We start from the raw sequence: 18,970 nt of genomic DNA, 5'->3' as shown, positions 1-18,970 counted from the left end.
TGGAGGCTAGGTTTTCGCTACTTTTTTTTACAAGAACTGTGGAGGCTTGTACTTCTTTTTTTGTTTGTGAAGAAAGTAGGCGAGGGGCTATTTCTGTTAAGGCGGCGCTTTCTTGTCCAATTTTAATGGCCAAAGAAAGTTCGGGAATGCGCTCTTGAGTAATTGCCCTTTGAATAGTGTTCATCTCGGTTAAAGATTTCCAGCCTAAAAAACTGGCTATAAAGATAAGACCCACAAATATAAATAGACCTAGGTACATTTGGGCGCCAATAGTCCAGCGTATAGATAGTTTTGAAAGTAGGCTTTTAAGTGACGGCATAGTATGGCGGGCTTGTCAGTTGACCTTAAACCTCTTGCTATCTTTACAGCCATGGGGTTTTTGTGGCAAGCCCTTATAAGGGGTATGAACTCTTGACAAAGTAGGCCTTCCCGTGGCAAAACTTTCTTTGGCGGAAGGCGCAAAAACTGAGGTTAAGCAATGTATGCAGTTATAAAAACAGGCGGAAAACAATATAAAGTGCAAGCTGGTGAGTCGGTGTGGGTAGAAAAAATAGAGTCTGACACTGGAAAGTCTTGTAATTTTGAAGCTTTGTTGGTTTCTGCAAAAGGTGAAGTTTTTGTAGGAAGCCCTACGGTGAAAGATGCCAGTGTTAGTGCCGAAGTTCGTCGCCACTTTAAAGCTCCTAAAATTTTAGTATTTAAGAAAAAAAGAAGACAAGGTTATCGCCGTCTTAATGGACATCGCCAGCCAATGACAGAGTTATTTATAAAAGAAATTACCTCTCCTAATGGTGAGGTTGCAAAAGCTGCTAAAAAAGCGAAGAAAACCGCTTAGTAAGTAAGGAGATTTGGTATGGCATCAAAGAAAGCCTCAGGTAGTACCCGAAATGGTCGTGATTCACAAAGTAAACGATTAGGTGTAAAAAAGTTTGGCGGGCAACAAGTAAGGCCTGGCATGATTTTAATTAGACAGCGGGGAACCAAAGTATTACAAGGTGCCAATGTAAAAATGGGCCGTGACCACACTCTATATTCTGTTATTGAAGGTCGTGTGCAATTCGAAAGAGTTAGCAAAACTAAATTACGCATTGCTGTTTATCCCCAAGACCAGTTTAAAAAAGCTGTAGCTTAAAAATAGTCTTTAATTAAATGTCCTTTATTGATGAAGTTAGTATTACCGTTGCCTCTGGCTCTGGCGGGTCTGGTGCGGTAAGTTTTCGTCGCGAAAAACATGTCCCTCGCGGTGGTCCTGATGGAGGAGATGGAGGCCGTGGCGGCGATGTGGTTTTTTCTGTAGACCATAACATGCGCTCCTTGTTGAATTATCGCTTTACAAAATTTTATTCAGCAGACTCTGGCGGCAAGGGCGGCGGACAACATAGCCAAGGTGCCGACGGAAAGCCGTTGGTTTTAGAAGTTCCTCCCGGAACTATAGTTAAAGACGAAAACCAGCGCATTTTAGTAGATTTAAGTGACCAATCTAAGGTGATTTTGCTAGGGGGAGGTCGCGGAGGAAAGGGAAATTCTTTTTTTAAAACTAGCGTTAACCAAGCGCCAAGGCACGCTCAGCCAGGGGAACCAGGAGGCTCTTTAAAAATTAATTTAGAGTTAAAACTAATTGCCGATGTGGGTTTATTGGGTTTTCCTAACGCAGGAAAGTCTACCTTTTTGTCCGTGGTATCTAAGGCTCAGCCAAAAATTGCAGATTATCCGTTTACCACTTTAAAACCACAATTGGGAGTTGTGGGTTGGAGAGAAAAATCTTTTGTATTAGCCGACATTCCAGGGTTAATTGAAAAGGCCGCACAAGGTAAAGGTTTGGGGTTTCAATTTTTAAGACATGTGGAAAGAAATCAAGTGCTACTACACTTAATTGATGTTAGCGAGTTTGCAGAAAGGCCCGCTTGGCAAGCCTACGAAGCCTTAAATGCAGAATTATCAGAGTATGATAAGCGGCGACAAAGTACAAATGTAGAACATAAAAAGCTAAGCCAACGGCCACAAATTATTGTACTCAGCAAAGTGGACTTAGCTACCAACTTAGAAGAATTAAAAAAACCATTTTTAGAAAAAGGCTTGTTAGTGTTCGAGGTATCCTCTATGACAAAGTTAGGTATTTCTAAATTATTAGACCACATTGCTAAAGTGTTAGAATTATAAAAAGGCAGTTTATGAAGAAACAAAATATTGGTATTTTTGGAGGGGCGTTTAACCCTCCTCACGAAGGTCACTTACAAAGCTTACGGTGTGTTGCCAAAGCTACGGACTTAAACAAAATACTTGTAGTGCCTTATTACCAAAGCCCCCAGGGGAAATCATTAAGCAACGCTTTGCCAACAGACCGATTACACATGTTATCGCTGTTATTGTCTAAAGAAAAAAGCATGAAGGCAGAGGCTTTTGAAATAAAACAAAAAAGCATTAGCTACACCTATTTAACCATAGAAGAATTTCGAAAAAAAAATGCAGAAGCTAATTTATTTTTAATTATGGGAGTAGATTCTTTCGAAACCTTTAGCTCGTGGAAAAACTTTGAACAAATTTTAAATCATGCCAATGTTGTTGTAACCACCCGCGCAGGAGTATCTTTTTCTGATTTAAAAAATTACATTCCCTCAGAAATAAAAGCATATATAATGGAAGACATTAACTTTGCACCAGAACAGCCCGCAAAAAAAATAAAAAAAGTTTTATTAGCCACAGGAAAGCACTTGTATTTTTTAGAAGTACCTTCGGTGTTTGCATCTTCTACAGACTTAAGGAGTTTTATTTTTGACAAAAAAACTTGCCCTCAACATTTATCAAAAGATATTTTTTCTTATATTGAGGAACATAATTTATATTTAGAAAAATGCAGAAAAGTGGTGGACCTAAAAGCCTTTACTGTTTTTTGTTCACAGTTTTTAACTCAACAGGGCGGGGTTGGAACTTTGGCCTTTAATCTGCCCAAAGAAAACAGCTTGTCTGATTTTTCTATAATTAGCTCGGCAGACAATAATAAAAAAGTTAATTTTTTAGCAGAAACTTTAATACAAGGGGTTTTAAAAAACTACGGGGTTAAACCTCAATATGTGGAGGGTTTGGCCGAGGGGCGCTGGGTTATTTTAGATTACGGGTTTTTAGTTATTCATTTATTTCACGAACCTATGCGTGGAAAATATTATATGGAAGAGCTTTGGAAGGATTGCGAAGAGATTAAATAGGTAAAGTTTTTGCACTTGTAGCGAGTGCTTAAAGAAAATTTGTTAAAACTCTTGCCTGTGTTGCGACACTGTCCGATTTGTGGGCAATTTTTTTCTTTAGTGAGCTTTGCCTGCCCAAGCTGTCGAGAAAAATTATTTTATAGCATTTGTCCTTCTAAGGCCGAAACAAACTTGCCCTTTCCGGTGTATAGCTTGTGGACATGGGGAAAGTTAGACCATTTTATTTCTTTTTTTTTGTACTCTTTAAAGGGTGCGGGCAATTCGTGTTTTTACAACAAAGTTGCAAAAGAATGTTTTTTTCACTTTTCTTTTTTAAAAAAATCAGTAATTTATATACCAGCAGCAGGAAGAGAAAAGAAATTAGACCACGCAGGGCACTTTGCAAAAGCTTTGGCCGACACTACTGGCAAGCCTTCTATTTTTTTAAACATTTTGCATCGACAAAAAAAACAAAAACAAAAAAGATTGTCTAAAGCAGAAAGAATAAAAAGCACAGTAACTTTAAAAGAAGCAGCAACAAAAGAAGATTTAAAAAAATGGAATACAAAAAATATTATTTTTGTTGATGATGTGTTAACCACCGGCAGCACGGCCTTGGCAGCCTATAAGGCACTAGACTGCCCAAAATCATTTTGTGTTTTAGTTCTAGCCTATCGACCTAAAATTCGATAAACTTTTAAAATGATTGTAAGACTAGTTTTACTGTGCGCCATTGTATTTTTTACCCCTCTTACAGAAGCAAAGTCTTTTAGTACTTTAGAAAAACTTTTAAATTCTTATGTAAAATCTAACGGAATAAAAATTTTTTTATTAAAAAAAGAAACCCAAAAATTATTAGGAACTAAGTCTGCTCATAAAGCTTACTTATATATTAAGCACAAAAGAATAAGACTTACTTACTTAAAGCCCGCAAAGGCAGAAATTATTTTTAATAAAAAAGATTTGTGGATAATTAACAAAAGAGCCATTAAGCACACCAACAAAAAAGCTTTGTGGTCGCAAATTCCTTTAATTCAATTATTTAGCTTTAACTTAGATTTAAAAAATTATTTTTTTATCAGATGGAGTGAAAACAAATTTAATGTGAGAGTTTACACTTTAAAGGCAAGGCTACCTTCTTTAAGAAACAAGATTAAAGATTTTCGCATAATTATTAACACGAAAGAAAAGAAGATCATAAAAATTTCATATAAAGACGATATAGAAAACCTTACGGAGTATCAATTTTTAAAAACGACATTTAAGCAAAAAATAAAAGATAGTTTTTTTAACTTTCGGCCCAAAAAATCAGCAAAAGTTATTAGGCTATAAACTTTTGTTTAATTTTAAAAATTTTTTATTAAAATTATTAAGATTATTGAGAAAAGTTATAAAGCTCTTTGTAATTGCGGCCTTGTTCGTTGATGTCTAATCCATATCCAACAATAAATCGGTCATCAACGGTGTACCCAGTATAATCAGAACTAATTGCTAATTCTCTTCGCGTAGGTTTATCAAACAAAGTGACCAGCTTTATACTTTTTGGATAACTTAAGCTTAAGTGGTTTTGTAAAAAATAAATACTGCGGCCTACATCAAGCACGGTGGTTACAATTAAAATATTTTTATTTCTTATATTAATAAAAGCATCTTTTATAACTTTTACGCTTTCGTTAGGGGGGGAGCTTAAAAATACAAAGTCTAATTCTTGTGGTAGAGAAATTTCTTTCATTAAATCTACACAAAACATAAAATGACTTTTTAAAGGACAAATAATAGATAACTTTTCGCCTTCAAAATCGTTTTCAATTTCTCTGGCTAATTTTTTAACAGTGTCTTTAATGCTGTCTTGAGAAATGCTGGGAACTAGTTCTGATTTTAACATATTATACTGCCTTTAGTGCTTGGGTTAGGTGGGTTAGTGCCACAAGTTCTTTTTTGTATGGAAACTGTTTAGATAAATTTGTCCAAATAATTATAGCCTGCAAGGTTTGTTTATTTTTATAATAGGCATGAGCTAATTGAAAAGGAATAATATATGAATGAGGGTCTTGGCTATTTAAATATTTAAAAATAGAAATAGCTTGGCTGTATTGTTTTAACTCAATAAGAACTTGGCCCAAAGCTATAAAAGTATTTTTATCTTTTGGGTTAAGGCTAAGGGCTGTTAAATAGTATTTAAGGGCTACCTGTGGCTGTTTATATTTAGAATAAATATAAGCAAGCTCTTGATATTTTTGCACAACTTCGTTTTTTAGAGGAAGAAGGCTGGGGTTTTGTTGTGCTTTAGCCTGAACAGCTTTTGCAAAATACACTTTTGCGTTTTGGTACTGGCCTAAATCATTGTACAACACACTAATAGCAAAGGCAGCTTCTGCACAGGTTGGTTGTGCTTTTAAAATTTGTTTATACTGTTCAATACTCTCTTTAAAGGAACCCCTTTGGTGCAAGGCTTGAGCTTGTTGCAAAGCTTTAACAGGCCGCGCGGGCATTGGGTTTTTTTGGGTATAGCCAGTGTTCGCAGCGGTACTAGAAAAAGGGGTTCTTTTATGAAAGCTACTGTGCGGTGTGGTTTTTTGTAACATAGGTAAATTTTATAAGTTTAACAATGTCTTTAGTCTACCAACTTCAGAACTTTTTGGAAAGCGGCGGCGCAATTTTTTATAGTAATAAGTCCAGTTGTCATAGCCGGCTTTATAAGTGCTTAAAGTAGCCTTAAATAGCAAAGGAGCCGAGGAGTGGGCCCGACTGATTTTTTGAAATCTTTTAGAGGCCGCTTTAAATTTTTTTTGTTCAAAATAAAAATTGGCCACATACAGGGCTTTTTTAAATAAAAGGCTTTGAATTTTGGCTATATATTTTTTAGCATCTTTTGCCAAAGGGTTTTTGGGATAAGAAATAATAAAATTTTGAAACTGTAAAATTGCTCTGGGAGCATTGCTTAAATCACGCTGATATTTTTCGGGTAGTTGTCGGTATAGACTAAGTGCTTTTTTATATTGAAATTGTTTTACTAAGGGGCTTTTAGAAAAAATTTGTAAACCTTGGTTGTATTCTAGCTCGGCTTGTGCAAATTCTTCTTTTTTAAAACTAATTTCTGCAAGTTCCCATTGTGCAGAAGCTTTAGCCGAATAAGGAGCTGTGGAGTTAATAATATTTTCTAGCTCTTTTCTGGCTTCTATATATTGCCCACTTTTACTTAAATATTGCGCTTTTTTTAAAAGGCCTTGGCTTGTACTTGTGTCAAAGCTGTGGGAACATGCGCTTAAAATAATACTAAGAATAAGTAGTCGAAAAAACATATTAGTATATTTATCTGTGGGTTGGTAGAAGTCAATAATTAGTGCTTTTATAAGGGGCAGTATGTGTATTTTTTGTCAGATAGTTGCTGGTAAATCTCCCAGTTACAAGGTGTGGGAGGATAGTAAGCACCTTGCTTTTTTATCCATTTTTCCCAACACCAAAGGGGTTACTGTTTTGGTTACTAAAGAACATTATTCTAGTAACTTTACCAAGCTGCCCACTAAGGTAAGAGAAGATTTAATAGCGGCTAGCGCAAAAGTATCAGACTTGCTGGTAAAAGCTTTTCCCTCTGCTGGCCGATGCGCCTTGGTGTTTGAAGGTTTTGGAGTAAATCATATTCATGCCAAACTATTTCCTTTGCACGGAACTAATGATGAAAAATGGAAACCTATTTCTTCGGGCAGAAAAGATTTTGTAACCAATTACGAAGGTTGTGTATCCACCCATGACGGAAATTTAATGGACAGTGCAACTTTACAAAAGTGGGTAGAGCAAATTAAATCTGTAGGTTAAAGTGGCCTTAAGAAATATCTGTGTTAAAGCGATATAAGTAAAAATTAATTAAGCTAATTTTTAAAATATTAGCCACGGGAATAGCAATGATCATTCCCAGCACGCCTCCCCATTGAGAGCCAATGATGATTGCGATAATTACAATAGCAGAGTTAAGGCCCACGGCGCGAGCCACAAGCCACGGAATAAGTAGCACCATGTCTACTAGTTGCGCTAACGAGTAAACTAATATTTGTGTGCCTATATAAAATCCAGAATAACCTTTTACAAAAGAAATAACAACAGGAGGGAGCATACCAATAATAGGCCCAATGTAGGGAATTAAGTTGGCAATGGCGGCGAAAATAGCAAGAAATAAAGCTTGAGGTGTGCCAAGTATCACAAGGCCTGCCCAAACAATTATGCCAACAATGACGGCTTCTAAAATACGCACTTGCACAAAGTTAGTTAAGTGTTTGTTAATTTGTTCTTGAATATTAACCCACATTTCAAATAAATTATTGGGTAATAGTTTAAATAAAAACAAAATCAATTTATTTCCATCGATTAAAATAAAAAAGGTAAAAAGAGGCACCATGATAAACATGGTGGTAAGCTGTGTAACATTACTTATAATCACTTGTGTCCAGCCAGTAATTTGTTGTGCCGATGTATTGGGCAGAGGTAATTTAACGGGAATATTAAACAGCGAGGTTAAATATAATTCTGCCCTTTGTGTTAAGTCTTGAAGCCCCTGAATATAGCTAGGCAGCTCTGCCTTTAGTTGTATAAAGTTGTTAGATAAAATTGGACTAATATATAAAGCTCCAAGAAAGCCAAGAAGCCCTATAATACAAAAAATTAGCATTACCGAAACGGGTTGGTTTAAGCCCAGGGGCTGTAGCCATTTTAATATGGGTTTTAAAAGGTAACTTAAAACTAAGGAAAGCAGTAAATAAATAAATAAACTACTTACAGTGTATAGCGCCACAAGAAAAAAAGACAGCGTGAATAAAAAAATAATAGTTTGAAAAAAATATCTTTTGTTTATAGACATATATTACAAATGCGTTTGTGTTATTTGCATTATGCGAGTGCTTAAAATTTCATTGAAATTTAACAATAACTGCATGGCAATTTTAGGTTTACAGGAAGTCATTTGTTCTATGTCGGCCTTGAATAAACTAAGCAAGATAGTTTTTTTTATGCTAGTGGCGCTAACTACTCTTGTTCCTGTTTTTTGATATAAATTGGTTTCTCCAAAAAAAGATCCTGCGGGTAAAATACTAATGTCTGTATTTGTTAAATTGGATTCAGCCTTTGCTTCTTTATAGTGAACTTTTACATTTCCTTCTAAAATGATATAGGCTGCATTGCCCGAGCTGTCTTGTTGAAATATATTTTCTTCTGCTTGATAAGTGCGCTTGTGAAGGTTTTTTAATAAGTAATAAATTTGACCACTGCTTAAGTTTTTTAATAGCTCACACTGTTGTAAACTATGGATATAGATAGCCTCTTTTTGGTAGAGGGCATTGTTCCACAAACTTTTAATCATAGTTCCCATAGAATATCGAGACTGTGAAAATTTGTAAAGAATAAAAACTTTTTGCGAACCCACCCTGCTTGACCTTGGTCTTGCACCAAAGCCCAGTCAGTAGTTAATTTATTAATTTTTAATAATCGCACAGAAGAAAGCGTAAAAAGCACAGGGCTGCTAAGGTTAGGGGTTAGGTGTAAAGAAAGTTTAGGGTTTAAGCTAATCGCTTGTGGCTGAAAGTAAAAGCGGTATTGTTTTTTAGTGGCAACAACGCAAAAGCTACTAAAGACAATCAAGCTTATCCAGTATTTAAAAGTTAATGTGTTTTTTTTATAAACGGACACCAAAGCTTTAAATAAAAATAGCAACAGGCACAATACTAAAAGGCTTGGGCTAAGGTTCCAAGGGCTATTTAACTGCGGCAGGTTAAAGGCTTTTGGTATTTGTTTTGTAGACAACATTTTTTGTTGAACCTCTTTTAGCAGGCTGCTTACTTCAAGAGGGTTGTTAGCGATTTTAGAAGCTTTATATAGGTTTCCTAAGGCTAAGTTATAGTCGCTTTTTTGAAAAGCCAGCTGAGCGTCTTTTAATAAAGGGGAAAGCGTATTTGTCATCTTTGTTTTTGCTTTTTTATAGTAGAAAGCATATAAATAGGGTGAAAGATTACTGTTCTTTTTGTTTATAACTATATCAATAAGGAATTATATGTTAAATGTCAAAAATCTGTCTAAAAAATCTAACCAGCTAATAGAAGAATTAGTAGCAACAAAGTTAGAGGAAAATAACGACATTCAAAATATAAAGTCCGCAGAAGAAGGCAAAGCGGTTTCTTACAAAAAGGCTTTAGAAGAATTGGGTAATGTGCGGGGGCGCCCATTGTTTTACCCGTATTTATCTGCAGGTAAAGGAAAGGGCCCTTTTGTAGAGTTAATGGACGGTTCTGTTAAATTAGATTTAATTAATGCCATAGGGGTTTATTTATTAGGGCACAACTCGCCAATCTTATTAAAAGCTGGTGTAGAGGCAGGTTTAGAAGATGCGATTATGCAAGGAAATTTACAAATAAGCCAAGGCTATTATAAGCTGGCTAGTAAATTAAAAAGCATTGCCTCTAAAAACAGCAGGCTTGAACATGTTTGGATAAGTCCCTCTGGTGCAATGGCTAATGAAAATGCGTTAAAAATTTGCCGACAAAAAAAATCACCAGCTAAAAAAATTATTGCGTTAACCGCCGCCTTTGCAGGAAGAACAACATTCATGGCAGAAATTACCGATAACCCTGCATATAAACAAGGCTTGCCCGCATATGACGAAGTGTTAAGAGTTCCTTTTGTTTCTAGCTATTCTCTTGCACAATGCGAGGCAAACCCCAAGTTGTTAAAGCAAGAGGCCGACAAAGCTTTAGCAGAATTAAAAAAACAAGTTAACGATAACCCGGGCGATATAGCGGCCTTTATGTTTGAATTAATTCAAGGAGAGGGTGGTTTTAAAATAGCAACGCGAGATTTTTGGGTTCCTCTTTTAGAATTTTGCCAAGAAAAGCAAATACCGGTGTGGGTCGACGAGGTACAAACTTTTTTACGCACAGGAGAATTTTTTGCTTTTGAAAAATTACAATTAGGAAAATATATTGATGTATGCACTGTTGCCAAGGCCGTGCAGGTAGGAGCAACTTTTTACACTAAAGCGATGAACCCAAAACCAGGGTTAATTGCCGGAACTTTTGCTAGCTCTTCGGTGGCTTTGTCTGCAGGCTATGCCACCTTAAATTACTTAGAAAAAGAAAACTGTTTAGGAAAGGGCGGTGCAATCGACCGCATTAATACAGAAATGACCGACGCACTAACGGCCTTGTCTAAAGGAAGTTGCAAAGGCTTAATATCTGATATTGGAGGCATGGGGCTAATGATTGCGCTAACTCCTTTAGATGGGTCTAAAGAAAAAACTTTGGCTTTACTAAAAACACTATATAAAAATGGATTAGTTGCTTTTAGTTGCGGACATGGCCCTTATCGATTACGCTTTTTATGTCCAGCCATTTTAACGACCGAGCATATTCAATTAGCAGTTTCTATTTTAGAAAAATCATTAACAGAAGTGTCTAATAGCTTTTAAGGATTTTAGCATGGTATTTATTGTGCGCATTGCAGAGCCCAAAGACGAAGAAGATATTTATAATTTAGCGCAATCGGCGCAATTATTTAATTTACCAGCAGACAAAGATGCTGTGAAAGATCTTATTGCTTTAAGTAAAAAAACGGCAACTAGTGATTTACTGCCAAAAACAGAAGCGCAGTATGTATTTGCTTTAGAAAATTTAGAAACAAAAAAAGTGATTGGTACGGGGCAAGTTAAAGCACAAAAAACTCACGAAGAAAGAGCCAACTACACTTTTAAAATTTTACAAGCAAAAAAAGAAAGTCATTCTTTGGGAATTTCTGTAGATCATAAAAAACTAAAACTAATAGCCGACTGGGAACCTTTAACAGAGTTGGGAGGGCTGGTAATAGAACAAAGTTTTCAAGGATCGCCTTATAGCTTGGGAAAATTATTAAGCTTTGCAAGGCTGTTTTATATTGTTCAATTTTCAAAACGATTTAACGAAAGGCTTTATGTAGAAATCGCTCCAAAGTCTAATGCCTTGTGGGAATCTTTATCTTCTAAATTTATTCCACTAACTTATAAAGAGGCGGATGTAAAAAGCAAAGAAAACCAAGAATTTTTTTCTGCCCTTTTGCCAAAAGAAGACATTTACTTAACCTTGCTTTCCAAACAGGCACAAAAAGACATTGCACAAGCACCAGCCAAAAGCTTGCCGGCTATGAAACTATTAGAAAAAGCAGGCTTTGTATATAGCGACGAAGTAGACCCCTTTGACGGGGGAATTTGTTTGCGAGCGCAAATTAAACATCTATTTTTTTATAATAGTATTTTTCAAACTACTATTTATAGTATGGATGACTTAAACAAGGTTGATAAAAATTCAGAAGACACCGATAAAAAATTTTTTGTATCCGTGGGCGATGCTAAAAGTTTTCGATGTGTTTTAATTCGACCATCTAAAGTATTTTATGTTAACTCTAAAGTACAAATTTGTTGTGAAAAAGAAATTTTAAATGCATTGCAGGTTAAAAGCGGAGAAAGCGTTACGGCTTTTTCTTTATAACAAAACTTGATTAGACAAAGGGGTTGTATGAAAAATTTAGAAATACCTTATAAAGGATTTTATTTTAATTCAAAGTTTCACGCGATAAAAAATTTTGACGATCAGTGGGAGGTGCGCTCCCCCTCCAATTTAGAAGACACAGTAATGCGGGTTAGCAGCAATAAAAGTTTGTTAAAAGAGGTGTGTGTTGCAGCTCATAAAGCCTCTACTTTGTGGAAGTATAAAAGTTTAGAAGAGCGAATTGGTTATATGGAAAAAGTAAAAGCTTTGTTTGTTAAAAATGTGGATGTAATAGCTAAGGTTATTGCACGAGAAACGGGCAAGCCGCTATGGGAATCCACAGGAGAAGCTAAGGCCTTGGCTTCTAAAATTACTGTGACCATAGAGCATTCGCTAAAGTTAGTGCGCACAGAAAAGATAGAAAACATTTTACCTCAAGTTACAGGATTAACGCAGTTTAAACCACAGGGGGTGCTTGCGGTTATTGGTCCATTTAATTTTCCCGCGCATTTGGCAAACGGGCATATTATTCCCGCCTTACTTACAGGAAATACGGTTATTTTTAAGCCTTCAGAAAAAACTCCGGCCACGGCACAGATTTTAACAGAAATGTTTCATCAAGCAGGCTTACCCCAAGGAGTATTTAATTTGGTTCAAGGCCAAGCGCAGTTAAGCCAATCTTTAGTGGAGCACGAATTAGTAGATGGTGTTTTGTTTACAGGCTCTTATGATGTAGGGCTAAAAATAAAAAAACAATTATTAAATCATCCCAGCAAAATACTAGCTTTAGAAATGGGAGGCAAAAACTCTAGTTTAGTGTGGAAAGACACAAACATTAAAAAAGCCGTTTATGAAAACATAGTAGCTAGCTTTATTACTTCGGGACAAAGGTGCTCTTGCACTAGTCAAATTTTTATTCACGAATCGGTATATGATAAATTTACAGAGGCTTTTATAAAAGGCATTGCTAATATTAAAATCGGTCATTGGGCGGACCCGGTATTTATGGGCCCTTTAATTGATCAACAAGCAGTGAGCCGTCATTTAAGCGCGCAAAAACAAGCAGTGGCCGAAGGCGGGGAATTATTGCTACAAGGAAAGGCTTTAGAGTTACAACACAAAGGGCATTATGTAGGCCCAGCGGTTTTTGGTTTTTCAGAATATAAAAAAACTTCTGTATACCAAAACAGCGAATGGTTTTCCCCCCAAGTAAGTTTATACAAAGTTAAAGATTTTGATCAGGCCAGCTTTATAATTAATAGTTCTGGCTTTGGTTTAGTGGCGTCTTTATTTAGCAATGATGAAGTGTTACACAATAAAGCATTTTTAGATTGGAAGGTGGGCCTGTTAAATATTAATCGAGCAACCACGGGGGCTAGTTCTCGCCTTCCCTTTGGAGGTTTAGGTAAGTCGGGAAACCACAGGCCTTCGGCGCATTTTTCTGTACAATATTGCACCACTCCCGTAGCTTTATTAAAAAGCGATGATAGTTTTTTGGGGTCTAACATGACAGGATTTTCTTTTTAAACTAAGCAATTATTAATTATGCGCATATTTTTTTTAACTACAGTAAGTGTTTTTTTGTCTTTGGGCTGCACAAGGCAATTGCCTGATTTTTTTACCGAAAAAGAAAAGCAGGTTGTTGTAGATATTAAACCAGAACAAGGTTTTCACACCCTTAACGCAAATTTACAAAAACAATCTTTGGTTAGGTATCCTTTTATTTTTAAAGCCGTGGCTAAAATTACCAGCATGGATAAAAATGTGCGCCCAGGGGAGTATGTTGTTTCTAATAAATGGTCGTATTTAAAATTATTAAAAATTTTTAAACAGGGTTCGCGACGAAAAATAAACTTAACTATTCCAGAGGGATTTAATATTTTTCAAATTGCAGAGCTGCTAGAGCAAAAACAACTAGGCAAAGCTAAAGTATTTTTACAGCTATGCACAAGCACTAAATTTGTTAAACAAATTTTTAAAAAACATAGCCCCGAAAAACAATGGCCAACTAATATTTTTAGTTTAGAGGGGTATCTTTTTCCAGACACATATCATTTTTATAAATACGATTCTGAAAAAAGCATTATTAACACTTTAGTTGCAAAGTTTTTTTTTAATTATCAAAAACTGGCATTAAAAAAACATAGCAAGCTTAGCCGACACAAAGTTATTACTATGGCAAGCATTGTAGAAAAAGAAACCGGACAAGCCAAAGAAAGAGCTTTAATTGCGGGGGTATTTTTTAACCGCTTAAAAAAAGGAATGCGATTACAAACCGACCCCACTATTTTATATGGAATGTGGGTTAACGGATCTAAAAGCAATAATATTCGCAGAAAAGATATTTTAGCTTATACCAAATATAACACTTATCGCATTAAGGCTTTGCCCATAGGGCCTATTGCTAATCCGGGGACAAAGGCAATTCAAGCGGTTTTTTTTCCTAAAAAATCTAGCTTTTTATATTTTGTAAGTAAAAATAATGGAGAGCATGTTTTTACATCTACTTATCAAGAGCATTTAAAATATGTTCGTCAGTATCAATTGCGAAGAGCACGAAGAGCACGAAGAGTACCAAAAACACTTGCGCCAAAGTAAAAGTAGTTTTTTAAATTATTTTCTGTAAAGAAATACCAAAGAATTAGTGTCGTAATTAAAGTTATAAATACTTAAATGACCTTTTTGATTTTTATCAAAGCCCACCGAAACAATATCCAATACCCCATCATTGTTAATGTCACTGAGCGCTAAATTAGAGGATTGTGTAGCAAATTGAAAGTAACCATCGTGGGGGTCTTGTAATTTTACTTTTGATAACAGGGGTTGAGCGTTACGCTGTTTTACACCGTACACCTCTAAAAACAAACCTTGAGAAGTTTGAATTTTTACTATTTTTATAGGTTGCTTTGCAACAACCTTAGATATTAAAACACTAGTTACTTTTCGAAACGGCGAATTAATTAAACTATAAGCTTGTTTTTTTAAATCAGCATTAAAGGCCAACATAAAATTAAGGCTTAATATACCTAAGATAGCTAGGCTAAAAAGAATGTGTTTTTTAAAGGCTTTTAATTTATGCATATTATTAAGTGTGTTTTTAAACTTCAAATAGATATCGGTTTTTTAAGCCGTTATATTTAAGTTTTTTGTCGAAAGTATCGGTAGCTATACTCTAGTCCAGAGGCAACACTTAAAATACTGGCAATCCATAAAAGGGCGTATCCTAATGGAAAAAATAAAGAAGTAGAAAGTAGGGGGATATGTGTAAGGGCGTTATACATCCAACCTTTGCCGGTGCTTATATCTAAATATTGAGACGCGAGTAGCAGGGGAACCGAAACCATTTGCAAAGCTGTTTTAAGTTTACCTAATGGGCGAGCGAAAATAATAATTTGATTAGAGGCGGCAACACTTCTTAACCCTGCAATAAGCGCATTTCTCATTAATAAAACAATTAAAATCGCAGGGCTAATAAGGTGGTTATAGGTTAGGGCAAAAATGCAAACTTGCATTAAAACTTTATCGGCTAGGGGGTCCATTAATTTACCCAGCTGACTTTCTTCGTTAAACTTACGAGAAAGGTAGCCGTCTAGCCAGTCGGTTAAAGCGGTGGGAATAAATAAAAAAAAGGCTATCTGATAACCTTGAGCAGTGTTTAACAAAATAAAATAACCGATTAGGGGAGAGAGTATAATCCGTAAATAGGTGGCCATCATGGCAAAGTTGTATTTTTTTTTGTACATGTTATTTATATACAGTTATTTATGAAAAATAAAAAGTCTGGAAGTATCAAAAAAAATCTCCCTTTTTCCATGGGAGAAATTGTACCCTTGTTTATTGACTCTGTGGCCACTGGCGGCGCGGGAGTTGGTCGCTACGAAGGCTTTGTGGTTTTTACTCCTTTTACTTGTCCTGGAGACAATGCTTTGGTTCGCATTGTACGCATTAAAAAAAACTTTGCACAGGCCGAGCTAGTGAGTATAAAAAAGCCCGCAGACACCAGAATATCTCCAAAGTGTGTTGTGTTTCAAAAATGTGGAGGCTGTACTTGGCAGCATATTTCTTACAAAGAACAGCTACTGCAAAAACAACAGATTTTAGAATCAGCACTGAAGAAAAAAATACCACTTCCCTTAGAGGTGATAAAAAATATTGTACCTAGCCCCAAACAGTGGAATTACCGAAACCGCGTGCAGTTAAAAGTGGACCAAAAAGGAAACTATGGGTTTTATGAAAAAAAATCGCAAAGCTTAGTTAAAATTAAAGATTGCCCCATAGCAGACACGGCTTTGTTTCGAGAAATAGATAAATTTATTTTAAGCCTTACGGGCAAGGCTTTGCTAAACAGTAAGGCGTCGGCCACGCGAAAAAAGCAGCAACATCAAAAGGTAGAGGTGTATTTGTCTGAAGACAATAAAGTGCAATATCAGGTGGACAGCGTGCAATTACAAAAAAGTAAAAACACTTTTGCCCAAGTTAACCAAGGGGTTAATCAAATTCTTATTTGTAATGTATTAAAGCATTTAAAAACCCACATTATGCCCAATCAAACGGTGTATGATTTATACTGTGGGCATGGTAATTTTACTTTTCCCATAAGCAAGACACTTCAGCCAAAAGAAATTATTGGAGTAGAGTTAAGTTTAAGTGCTATACAAAGAGCTAAAAAAGAAGCCTTAGATAACAAACACGATAGAGTAAAATTTATTGCACAAGATGTTCAACAGTTTTTACAAGAGTGCACAAAGCTTAATGGCCCAGTATTGTTAGACCCCCCTAGAATTGGCTGTGACCAAGGAGTGCTGCATTCTTTAAGAGAGTTAAAACCTTCTGTAATTTTTTATATTAGTTGTAATCCACAAACTTTGGCTAGAGATTTAGAAATTATAAATGGAACAGACGCGCTTTACAAAACTATATTAGTGCAAGCTTACGATATGTTTCCCCAAACAGACCATGTAGAAAGTTTAGTGATTTTAAAATTACAAAACTAATATTTAAAAAAAATTTTTTAATACAATAAAAGGTGGGGGTGTAAATACACCCCCTTATGGGAAAAGGATAAATAATAAGCCGGATTTTGTTGCCTTTTAAGTCCATACGCTTAAAAGTGTTCTGCCATTCATCTAGAAAAACCATTGCTGATTTTTTCATGCGGTCTACCCGAAGATTTTGCGCTAGTTACGCTCAGGCATCTTCCTATTTAACCTTGCTACGCACAGAGTTTAGCTGTTTTCACTCTGGTCACTTTTTAAAAGGAACTTCCCCTGATAAATACAAACGCGCCAGACATTCTTTCTGTTCCACTGGTCCTCACCTTTCGGTGGAAGGCCGTTAGCCTTTGTGCCACTATTTGTAGTCCGGACTTTCCTCCCCTTGCTCAAAAAGAGCAAAGAGCGACAGAATTTTTATCCTCCGGGTTACTAAATAACACACTTTAAGGGCTTTGCAATTTTTTTGTTATTGTAAAGTAATGCCAAAAGGCCTTTCTGCTTTAACAGAAAATTTTGGCAAACTGCGTCCTTTTTTAGAGAAAAAGCTAATTTTTTTAATTAGCCATTCAGAACTCATGTGTAAAAAATAAGCATTTTTTAAAAAAATGGATTTATTTTTAAAGTGGCTGCCTTTGGTTTTTTTTATCTGAGAAATGGGAATGAAAATGGGATCAATAAAATTAATATTTTTAGAAACATTACATAAAGCGGTTAACCTCATTTCTATAGGGTCACCACTAAAACTAACATTGCTAGAGTGTAACACTAACTGCAAGTGCGAGTAATGTTCGCACACTAAATTACTAACGGAGCTATCCATGCTAATGTGCCCTAAGTAAAGCTGTAGCCCATTTTGTTTTTCTGTAACATAGGCTCGGTCCACAAGGCTTTGTTGTTCAAATACCTCGGGGTGAATAGAAACCAATTTGGATAAATCAAAGTGCGAGCTAACAGAGGCCAATTGTCTTTTTGGTTTTGTAAAATTGTTGTAAACCACACCATTCCAAGACTCGTGGCCTTGAAAAACGCCAAAGCTCCACAAGCCTATTGTGGTCATGGCAGCAACACTATATTTAAGGCACTTGTTCATAGCAGGCTTTTCGGCACATCACGAAAAAAAATAAAACGGCCTTATTTTTGCGCTAGCTCGACAAAGGTCCTAACCATACAACCCGTTGCCGCCTTGGCAGGGGAATATTTTACACGATTGGCCGAGTTCCAAGCCGTTCCTGCAATATCAAAATGAGCCCAGGGAATGTTTTTATCCACAAAGTAAGATAAAAAAGCTGCCGCGGTAGAACTGCCTGCGCCACGAGAGGAAGATATGTTTGCTAAATCGGCAAATTGCCCCTTCATATCTTGGCGATGAAAGTTATCCAAAGGCATATGCCAAACTTTTTCTCCGGCAAGCTTTGCAGCGCTTTGAATTTTTTGCACCACTTTTTTATCATTACTAAAAACACCGGTATAAATATTTCCCAAAGCAACCAGTATTGCTCCTGTTAAGGTGGCTACATCATAAATGGCTTTTGGATTTAATTCGCAAGCGTAATTTAAAGCATCCATTAAAATTAAGCGTCCTTCTGCATCGGTATTTAATACCTCTACTGTTTTTCCGGACCGCGCGGTAATAATATCACCGGGTTTTATAGCGTCGCGACTAACTAAATTTTCCGAACTAGGAACTAGCCCAACAACATTCACTTTTAAATTTAATTTTGCAATAGCAAGCATGGCCCCAATAACATTGGCCCCTCCACACATATCGTATTTCATATCTTGCATTCCTGCCGAAGGTTTAATAGAAATTCCACCGGCATCAAAAGTTAAACCTTTTCCAACAAACACAACGGGCTTTTTACTTTTAGCTGCGCCTTTATATTCCATAATAATAAAGCGAGGGTCTTGAGAGCTTCCTTGTGTTACCGCCAGTAAGCCACCCATTTTTTCTTTTTTTATGCGCGCTTTATCCCATGTAGAAACTTTTAACTTAGTATTTTTTGCAGCCTTAGTAACTTCGTTTGCTAATATAGTTGGTGTCATGTGGTTACCAGGTTGATCGCCTAAGTATTTAGAAAAATTAATACAGCTAGATAAAATATTTGCTGTTTCTATAGATTTAACAATTACTTTATTTTGCAAAGCTTTTGTGTTGGTAATATTTAAGGGCATGTCTTTTGGAAGTGTTGTTTTTTCTTTATGCATTAAGGGTTGGTAAGACATTAACCCCCATGCCTCTAAAAATGCGGTTAATTGGCTTTTATAATTTTTATGTAAACCCATCCAATTATTTAAG

The 18,970-nt window shown here is 36.0% G+C and carries 23 protein-coding genes and 1 other RNA gene; 12 read left to right on the top strand and 12 right to left on the bottom strand.

Going from position 1 to position 18,970, the window contains the following annotated elements:
* Positions 1-184, bottom strand: a 184-nt coding sequence (locus tag HAW63_00975; protein MBE8162549.1) for a hypothetical protein, incomplete at its 3' end; no start/stop codon positions are given.
* Positions 185-478: 294 nt separating this feature from the next.
* Between HAW63_00975 and rplU the strand changes: the two genes are divergently transcribed.
* From rplU to HAW63_00945, 6 genes are read left to right on the top strand one after another with little or no spacing between them, the layout of a single operon-like run.
* The gene (gene rplU, locus HAW63_00970) at positions 479-835 is read left to right on the top strand and encodes a 50S ribosomal protein L21 (GenBank protein MBE8162548.1); all 357 of its coding nucleotides are present in this window, start codon (positions 479-481) and stop codon (positions 833-835) included.
* 18 nt (positions 836-853) lie between these two features.
* Positions 854-1,132 (top strand): 50S ribosomal protein L27, encoded by a 279-nt coding sequence (gene rpmA / locus HAW63_00965; GenBank protein ID MBE8162547.1) that lies wholly within the window; start codon positions 854-856, stop codon positions 1,130-1,132.
* A 17-nt stretch (positions 1,133-1,149) separates the two neighbouring features.
* Complete coding sequence (gene obgE, locus HAW63_00960; protein ID MBE8162546.1) at positions 1,150-2,160, top strand: GTPase ObgE; 1,011 nt, start codon at positions 1,150-1,152, stop codon at positions 2,158-2,160.
* A gap of 11 nt (positions 2,161-2,171) precedes the next feature.
* A complete protein-coding gene (gene nadD / locus HAW63_00955) occupies positions 2,172-3,203 on the top strand; it encodes a nicotinate (nicotinamide) nucleotide adenylyltransferase (GenBank protein ID MBE8162545.1) in 1,032 nt (343 codons plus the stop codon).
* A 24-nt stretch (positions 3,204-3,227) separates the two neighbouring features.
* Positions 3,228-3,875: a hypothetical protein gene (locus HAW63_00950; GenBank protein MBE8162544.1), complete on the top strand. Its 648-nt coding sequence runs from the start codon at positions 3,228-3,230 to the stop codon at positions 3,873-3,875.
* Between the two features lie 9 nt (positions 3,876-3,884).
* Positions 3,885-4,514: a hypothetical protein gene (locus HAW63_00945; GenBank protein ID MBE8162543.1), complete on the top strand. Its 630-nt coding sequence runs from the start codon at positions 3,885-3,887 to the stop codon at positions 4,512-4,514.
* Positions 4,515-4,557: 43 nt separating this feature from the next.
* On the opposite strand, the gene HAW63_00940 is transcribed toward HAW63_00945, so the two are convergent.
* From HAW63_00940 to bamD, 3 genes are read right to left on the bottom strand one after another with little or no spacing between them, the layout of a single operon-like run.
* A complete protein-coding gene (locus tag HAW63_00940) occupies positions 4,558-5,067 on the bottom strand; it encodes a hypoxanthine phosphoribosyltransferase (protein ID MBE8162542.1) in 510 nt (169 codons plus the stop codon).
* A gap of 1 nt (position 5,068) precedes the next feature.
* Entirely contained in the window at positions 5,069-5,767 is a 699-nt protein-coding gene (locus HAW63_00935; GenBank protein ID MBE8162541.1) for a tetratricopeptide repeat protein, read from the bottom strand.
* Positions 5,768-5,776: 9 nt separating this feature from the next.
* Positions 5,777-6,484 carry an outer membrane protein assembly factor BamD gene (bamD, locus tag HAW63_00930; GenBank protein ID MBE8162540.1) on the bottom strand — a complete coding sequence of 236 codons (708 nt, stop codon included), beginning with the start codon at positions 6,482-6,484 and terminating at the stop codon, positions 5,777-5,779.
* 61 nt (positions 6,485-6,545) lie between these two features.
* On the opposite strand from bamD, the gene HAW63_00925 reads away from it, so the two are divergent.
* A complete protein-coding gene (locus HAW63_00925) occupies positions 6,546-6,998 on the top strand; it encodes an HIT family protein (GenBank protein ID MBE8162539.1) in 453 nt (150 codons plus the stop codon).
* Between the two features lie 7 nt (positions 6,999-7,005).
* On the opposite strand, the gene HAW63_00920 is transcribed toward HAW63_00925, so the two are convergent.
* Genes HAW63_00920 through HAW63_00910 form a run of 3 tightly spaced genes read right to left on the bottom strand, consistent with a single transcriptional unit; the run spans position 7,006 to position 9,128 of the window.
* Complete coding sequence (locus HAW63_00920) at positions 7,006-8,034, bottom strand: AI-2E family transporter (GenBank protein MBE8162538.1); 1,029 nt, start codon at positions 8,032-8,034, stop codon at positions 7,006-7,008.
* Between the two features lie 3 nt (positions 8,035-8,037).
* Entirely contained in the window at positions 8,038-8,532 is a 495-nt protein-coding gene (locus tag HAW63_00915; protein ID MBE8162537.1) for a cyclic nucleotide-binding domain-containing protein, read from the bottom strand.
* Positions 8,529-9,128 carry a hypothetical protein gene (locus HAW63_00910; GenBank protein MBE8162536.1) on the bottom strand — a complete coding sequence of 200 codons (600 nt, stop codon included), beginning with the start codon at positions 9,126-9,128 and terminating at the stop codon, positions 8,529-8,531. The genes HAW63_00915 and HAW63_00910 overlap by 4 nt, the downstream gene beginning before the upstream one ends.
* A 91-nt stretch (positions 9,129-9,219) precedes the next feature.
* On the opposite strand from HAW63_00910, the gene HAW63_00905 reads away from it, so the two are divergent.
* From HAW63_00905 to mltG, 4 genes are read left to right on the top strand one after another with little or no spacing between them, the layout of a single operon-like run.
* Positions 9,220-10,629: an aminotransferase class III-fold pyridoxal phosphate-dependent enzyme gene (locus HAW63_00905; protein MBE8162535.1), complete on the top strand. Its 1,410-nt coding sequence runs from the start codon at positions 9,220-9,222 to the stop codon at positions 10,627-10,629.
* Between the two features lie 10 nt (positions 10,630-10,639).
* Positions 10,640-11,680 (top strand): arginine N-succinyltransferase, encoded by a 1,041-nt coding sequence (locus HAW63_00900; GenBank protein ID MBE8162534.1) that lies wholly within the window; start codon positions 10,640-10,642, stop codon positions 11,678-11,680.
* Positions 11,681-11,707: 27 nt separating this feature from the next.
* Positions 11,708-13,207 (top strand): aldehyde dehydrogenase family protein, encoded by a 1,500-nt coding sequence (locus HAW63_00895; protein ID MBE8162533.1) that lies wholly within the window; start codon positions 11,708-11,710, stop codon positions 13,205-13,207.
* An 18-nt stretch (positions 13,208-13,225) separates the two neighbouring features.
* Positions 13,226-14,278 carry an endolytic transglycosylase MltG gene (mltG, locus tag HAW63_00890; protein MBE8162532.1) on the top strand — a complete coding sequence of 351 codons (1,053 nt, stop codon included), beginning with the start codon at positions 13,226-13,228 and terminating at the stop codon, positions 14,276-14,278.
* A gap of 15 nt (positions 14,279-14,293) precedes the next feature.
* Here the strand turns inward: mltG and HAW63_00885 are convergent, their stop codons facing one another.
* A complete protein-coding gene (locus tag HAW63_00885) occupies positions 14,294-14,761 on the bottom strand; it encodes a hypothetical protein (GenBank protein MBE8162531.1) in 468 nt (155 codons plus the stop codon).
* Positions 14,762-14,817: 56 nt separating this feature from the next.
* Positions 14,818-15,423, bottom strand: a complete 606-nt coding sequence (gene pgsA / locus HAW63_00880; GenBank protein MBE8162530.1) for a CDP-diacylglycerol--glycerol-3-phosphate 3-phosphatidyltransferase — start codon at positions 15,421-15,423, stop codon at positions 14,818-14,820.
* A gap of 21 nt (positions 15,424-15,444) precedes the next feature.
* Here pgsA and HAW63_00875 point away from each other — a divergent pair, with 21 nt between their 5' ends.
* Positions 15,445-16,674 (top strand): class I SAM-dependent RNA methyltransferase, encoded by a 1,230-nt coding sequence (locus HAW63_00875; protein MBE8162529.1) that lies wholly within the window; start codon positions 15,445-15,447, stop codon positions 16,672-16,674.
* A 59-nt stretch (positions 16,675-16,733) separates the two neighbouring features.
* Here the strand turns inward: HAW63_00875 and rnpB are convergent.
* The 3 genes from rnpB to HAW63_00860 form a co-directional block, all read right to left on the bottom strand.
* Positions 16,734-17,096, bottom strand: an RNA gene (gene rnpB / locus HAW63_00870) — RNase P RNA component class A.
* A gap of 44 nt (positions 17,097-17,140) precedes the next feature.
* Positions 17,141-17,764: a hypothetical protein gene (locus tag HAW63_00865; protein ID MBE8162528.1), complete on the bottom strand. Its 624-nt coding sequence runs from the start codon at positions 17,762-17,764 to the stop codon at positions 17,141-17,143.
* Between the two features lie 41 nt (positions 17,765-17,805).
* The coding region (locus HAW63_00860) for a leucyl aminopeptidase (protein ID MBE8162527.1) at positions 17,806-18,970 on the bottom strand (1,165 nt) is incomplete at its 5' end.

The organism is Pseudobdellovibrionaceae bacterium (assembly GCA_015163855.1).
Classification (GTDB): Bacteria; Bdellovibrionota; Bdellovibrionia; order Bdellovibrionales; family UBA1609; genus JAAOIH01.
Note: the sequence above shows the minus strand (reverse complement) of the source record. Positions and strands in the feature narration are given on the sequence as shown.

Excerpts from the sequence above, each read along its gene's own strand:
- HAW63_00935 (MBE8162541.1), bottom strand. The coding sequence starts at position 5,767 with ATGTTACAAAAAACCACACCGCACAGTAGCTTTCATAAAAGAACCCCT.
- HAW63_00920 (MBE8162538.1), bottom strand. The coding sequence starts at position 8,034 with ATGTCTATAAACAAAAGATATTTTTTTCAAACTATTATTTTTTTATTC.
- HAW63_00900 (MBE8162534.1), top strand. The coding sequence starts at position 10,640 with ATGGTATTTATTGTGCGCATTGCAGAGCCCAAAGACGAAGAAGATATT.
- rplU (MBE8162548.1), top strand. The coding sequence starts at position 479 with ATGTATGCAGTTATAAAAACAGGCGGAAAACAATATAAAGTGCAAGCT.
- HAW63_00885 (MBE8162531.1), bottom strand. The coding sequence starts at position 14,761 with ATGCATAAATTAAAAGCCTTTAAAAAACACATTCTTTTTAGCCTAGCT.
- rpmA (MBE8162547.1), top strand. The coding sequence starts at position 854 with ATGGCATCAAAGAAAGCCTCAGGTAGTACCCGAAATGGTCGTGATTCA.
- HAW63_00910 (MBE8162536.1), bottom strand. The coding sequence starts at position 9,128 with ATGACAAATACGCTTTCCCCTTTATTAAAAGACGCTCAGCTGGCTTTT.
- HAW63_00865 (MBE8162528.1), bottom strand. The coding sequence starts at position 17,764 with ATGAACAAGTGCCTTAAATATAGTGTTGCTGCCATGACCACAATAGGC.
- mltG (MBE8162532.1), top strand. The coding sequence starts at position 13,226 with ATGCGCATATTTTTTTTAACTACAGTAAGTGTTTTTTTGTCTTTGGGC.
- nadD (MBE8162545.1), top strand. The coding sequence starts at position 2,172 with ATGAAGAAACAAAATATTGGTATTTTTGGAGGGGCGTTTAACCCTCCT.
- obgE (MBE8162546.1), top strand. The coding sequence starts at position 1,150 with ATGTCCTTTATTGATGAAGTTAGTATTACCGTTGCCTCTGGCTCTGGC.
- HAW63_00905 (MBE8162535.1), top strand. The coding sequence starts at position 9,220 with ATGTTAAATGTCAAAAATCTGTCTAAAAAATCTAACCAGCTAATAGAA.
- bamD (MBE8162540.1), bottom strand. The coding sequence starts at position 6,484 with ATGTTTTTTCGACTACTTATTCTTAGTATTATTTTAAGCGCATGTTCC.
- HAW63_00945 (MBE8162543.1), top strand. The coding sequence starts at position 3,885 with ATGATTGTAAGACTAGTTTTACTGTGCGCCATTGTATTTTTTACCCCT.
- pgsA (MBE8162530.1), bottom strand. The coding sequence starts at position 15,423 with ATGTACAAAAAAAAATACAACTTTGCCATGATGGCCACCTATTTACGG.
- HAW63_00895 (MBE8162533.1), top strand. The coding sequence starts at position 11,708 with ATGAAAAATTTAGAAATACCTTATAAAGGATTTTATTTTAATTCAAAG.
- HAW63_00875 (MBE8162529.1), top strand. The coding sequence starts at position 15,445 with ATGAAAAATAAAAAGTCTGGAAGTATCAAAAAAAATCTCCCTTTTTCC.
- HAW63_00925 (MBE8162539.1), top strand. The coding sequence starts at position 6,546 with ATGTGTATTTTTTGTCAGATAGTTGCTGGTAAATCTCCCAGTTACAAG.
- HAW63_00940 (MBE8162542.1), bottom strand. The coding sequence starts at position 5,067 with ATGTTAAAATCAGAACTAGTTCCCAGCATTTCTCAAGACAGCATTAAA.
- HAW63_00915 (MBE8162537.1), bottom strand. The coding sequence starts at position 8,532 with ATGATTAAAAGTTTGTGGAACAATGCCCTCTACCAAAAAGAGGCTATC.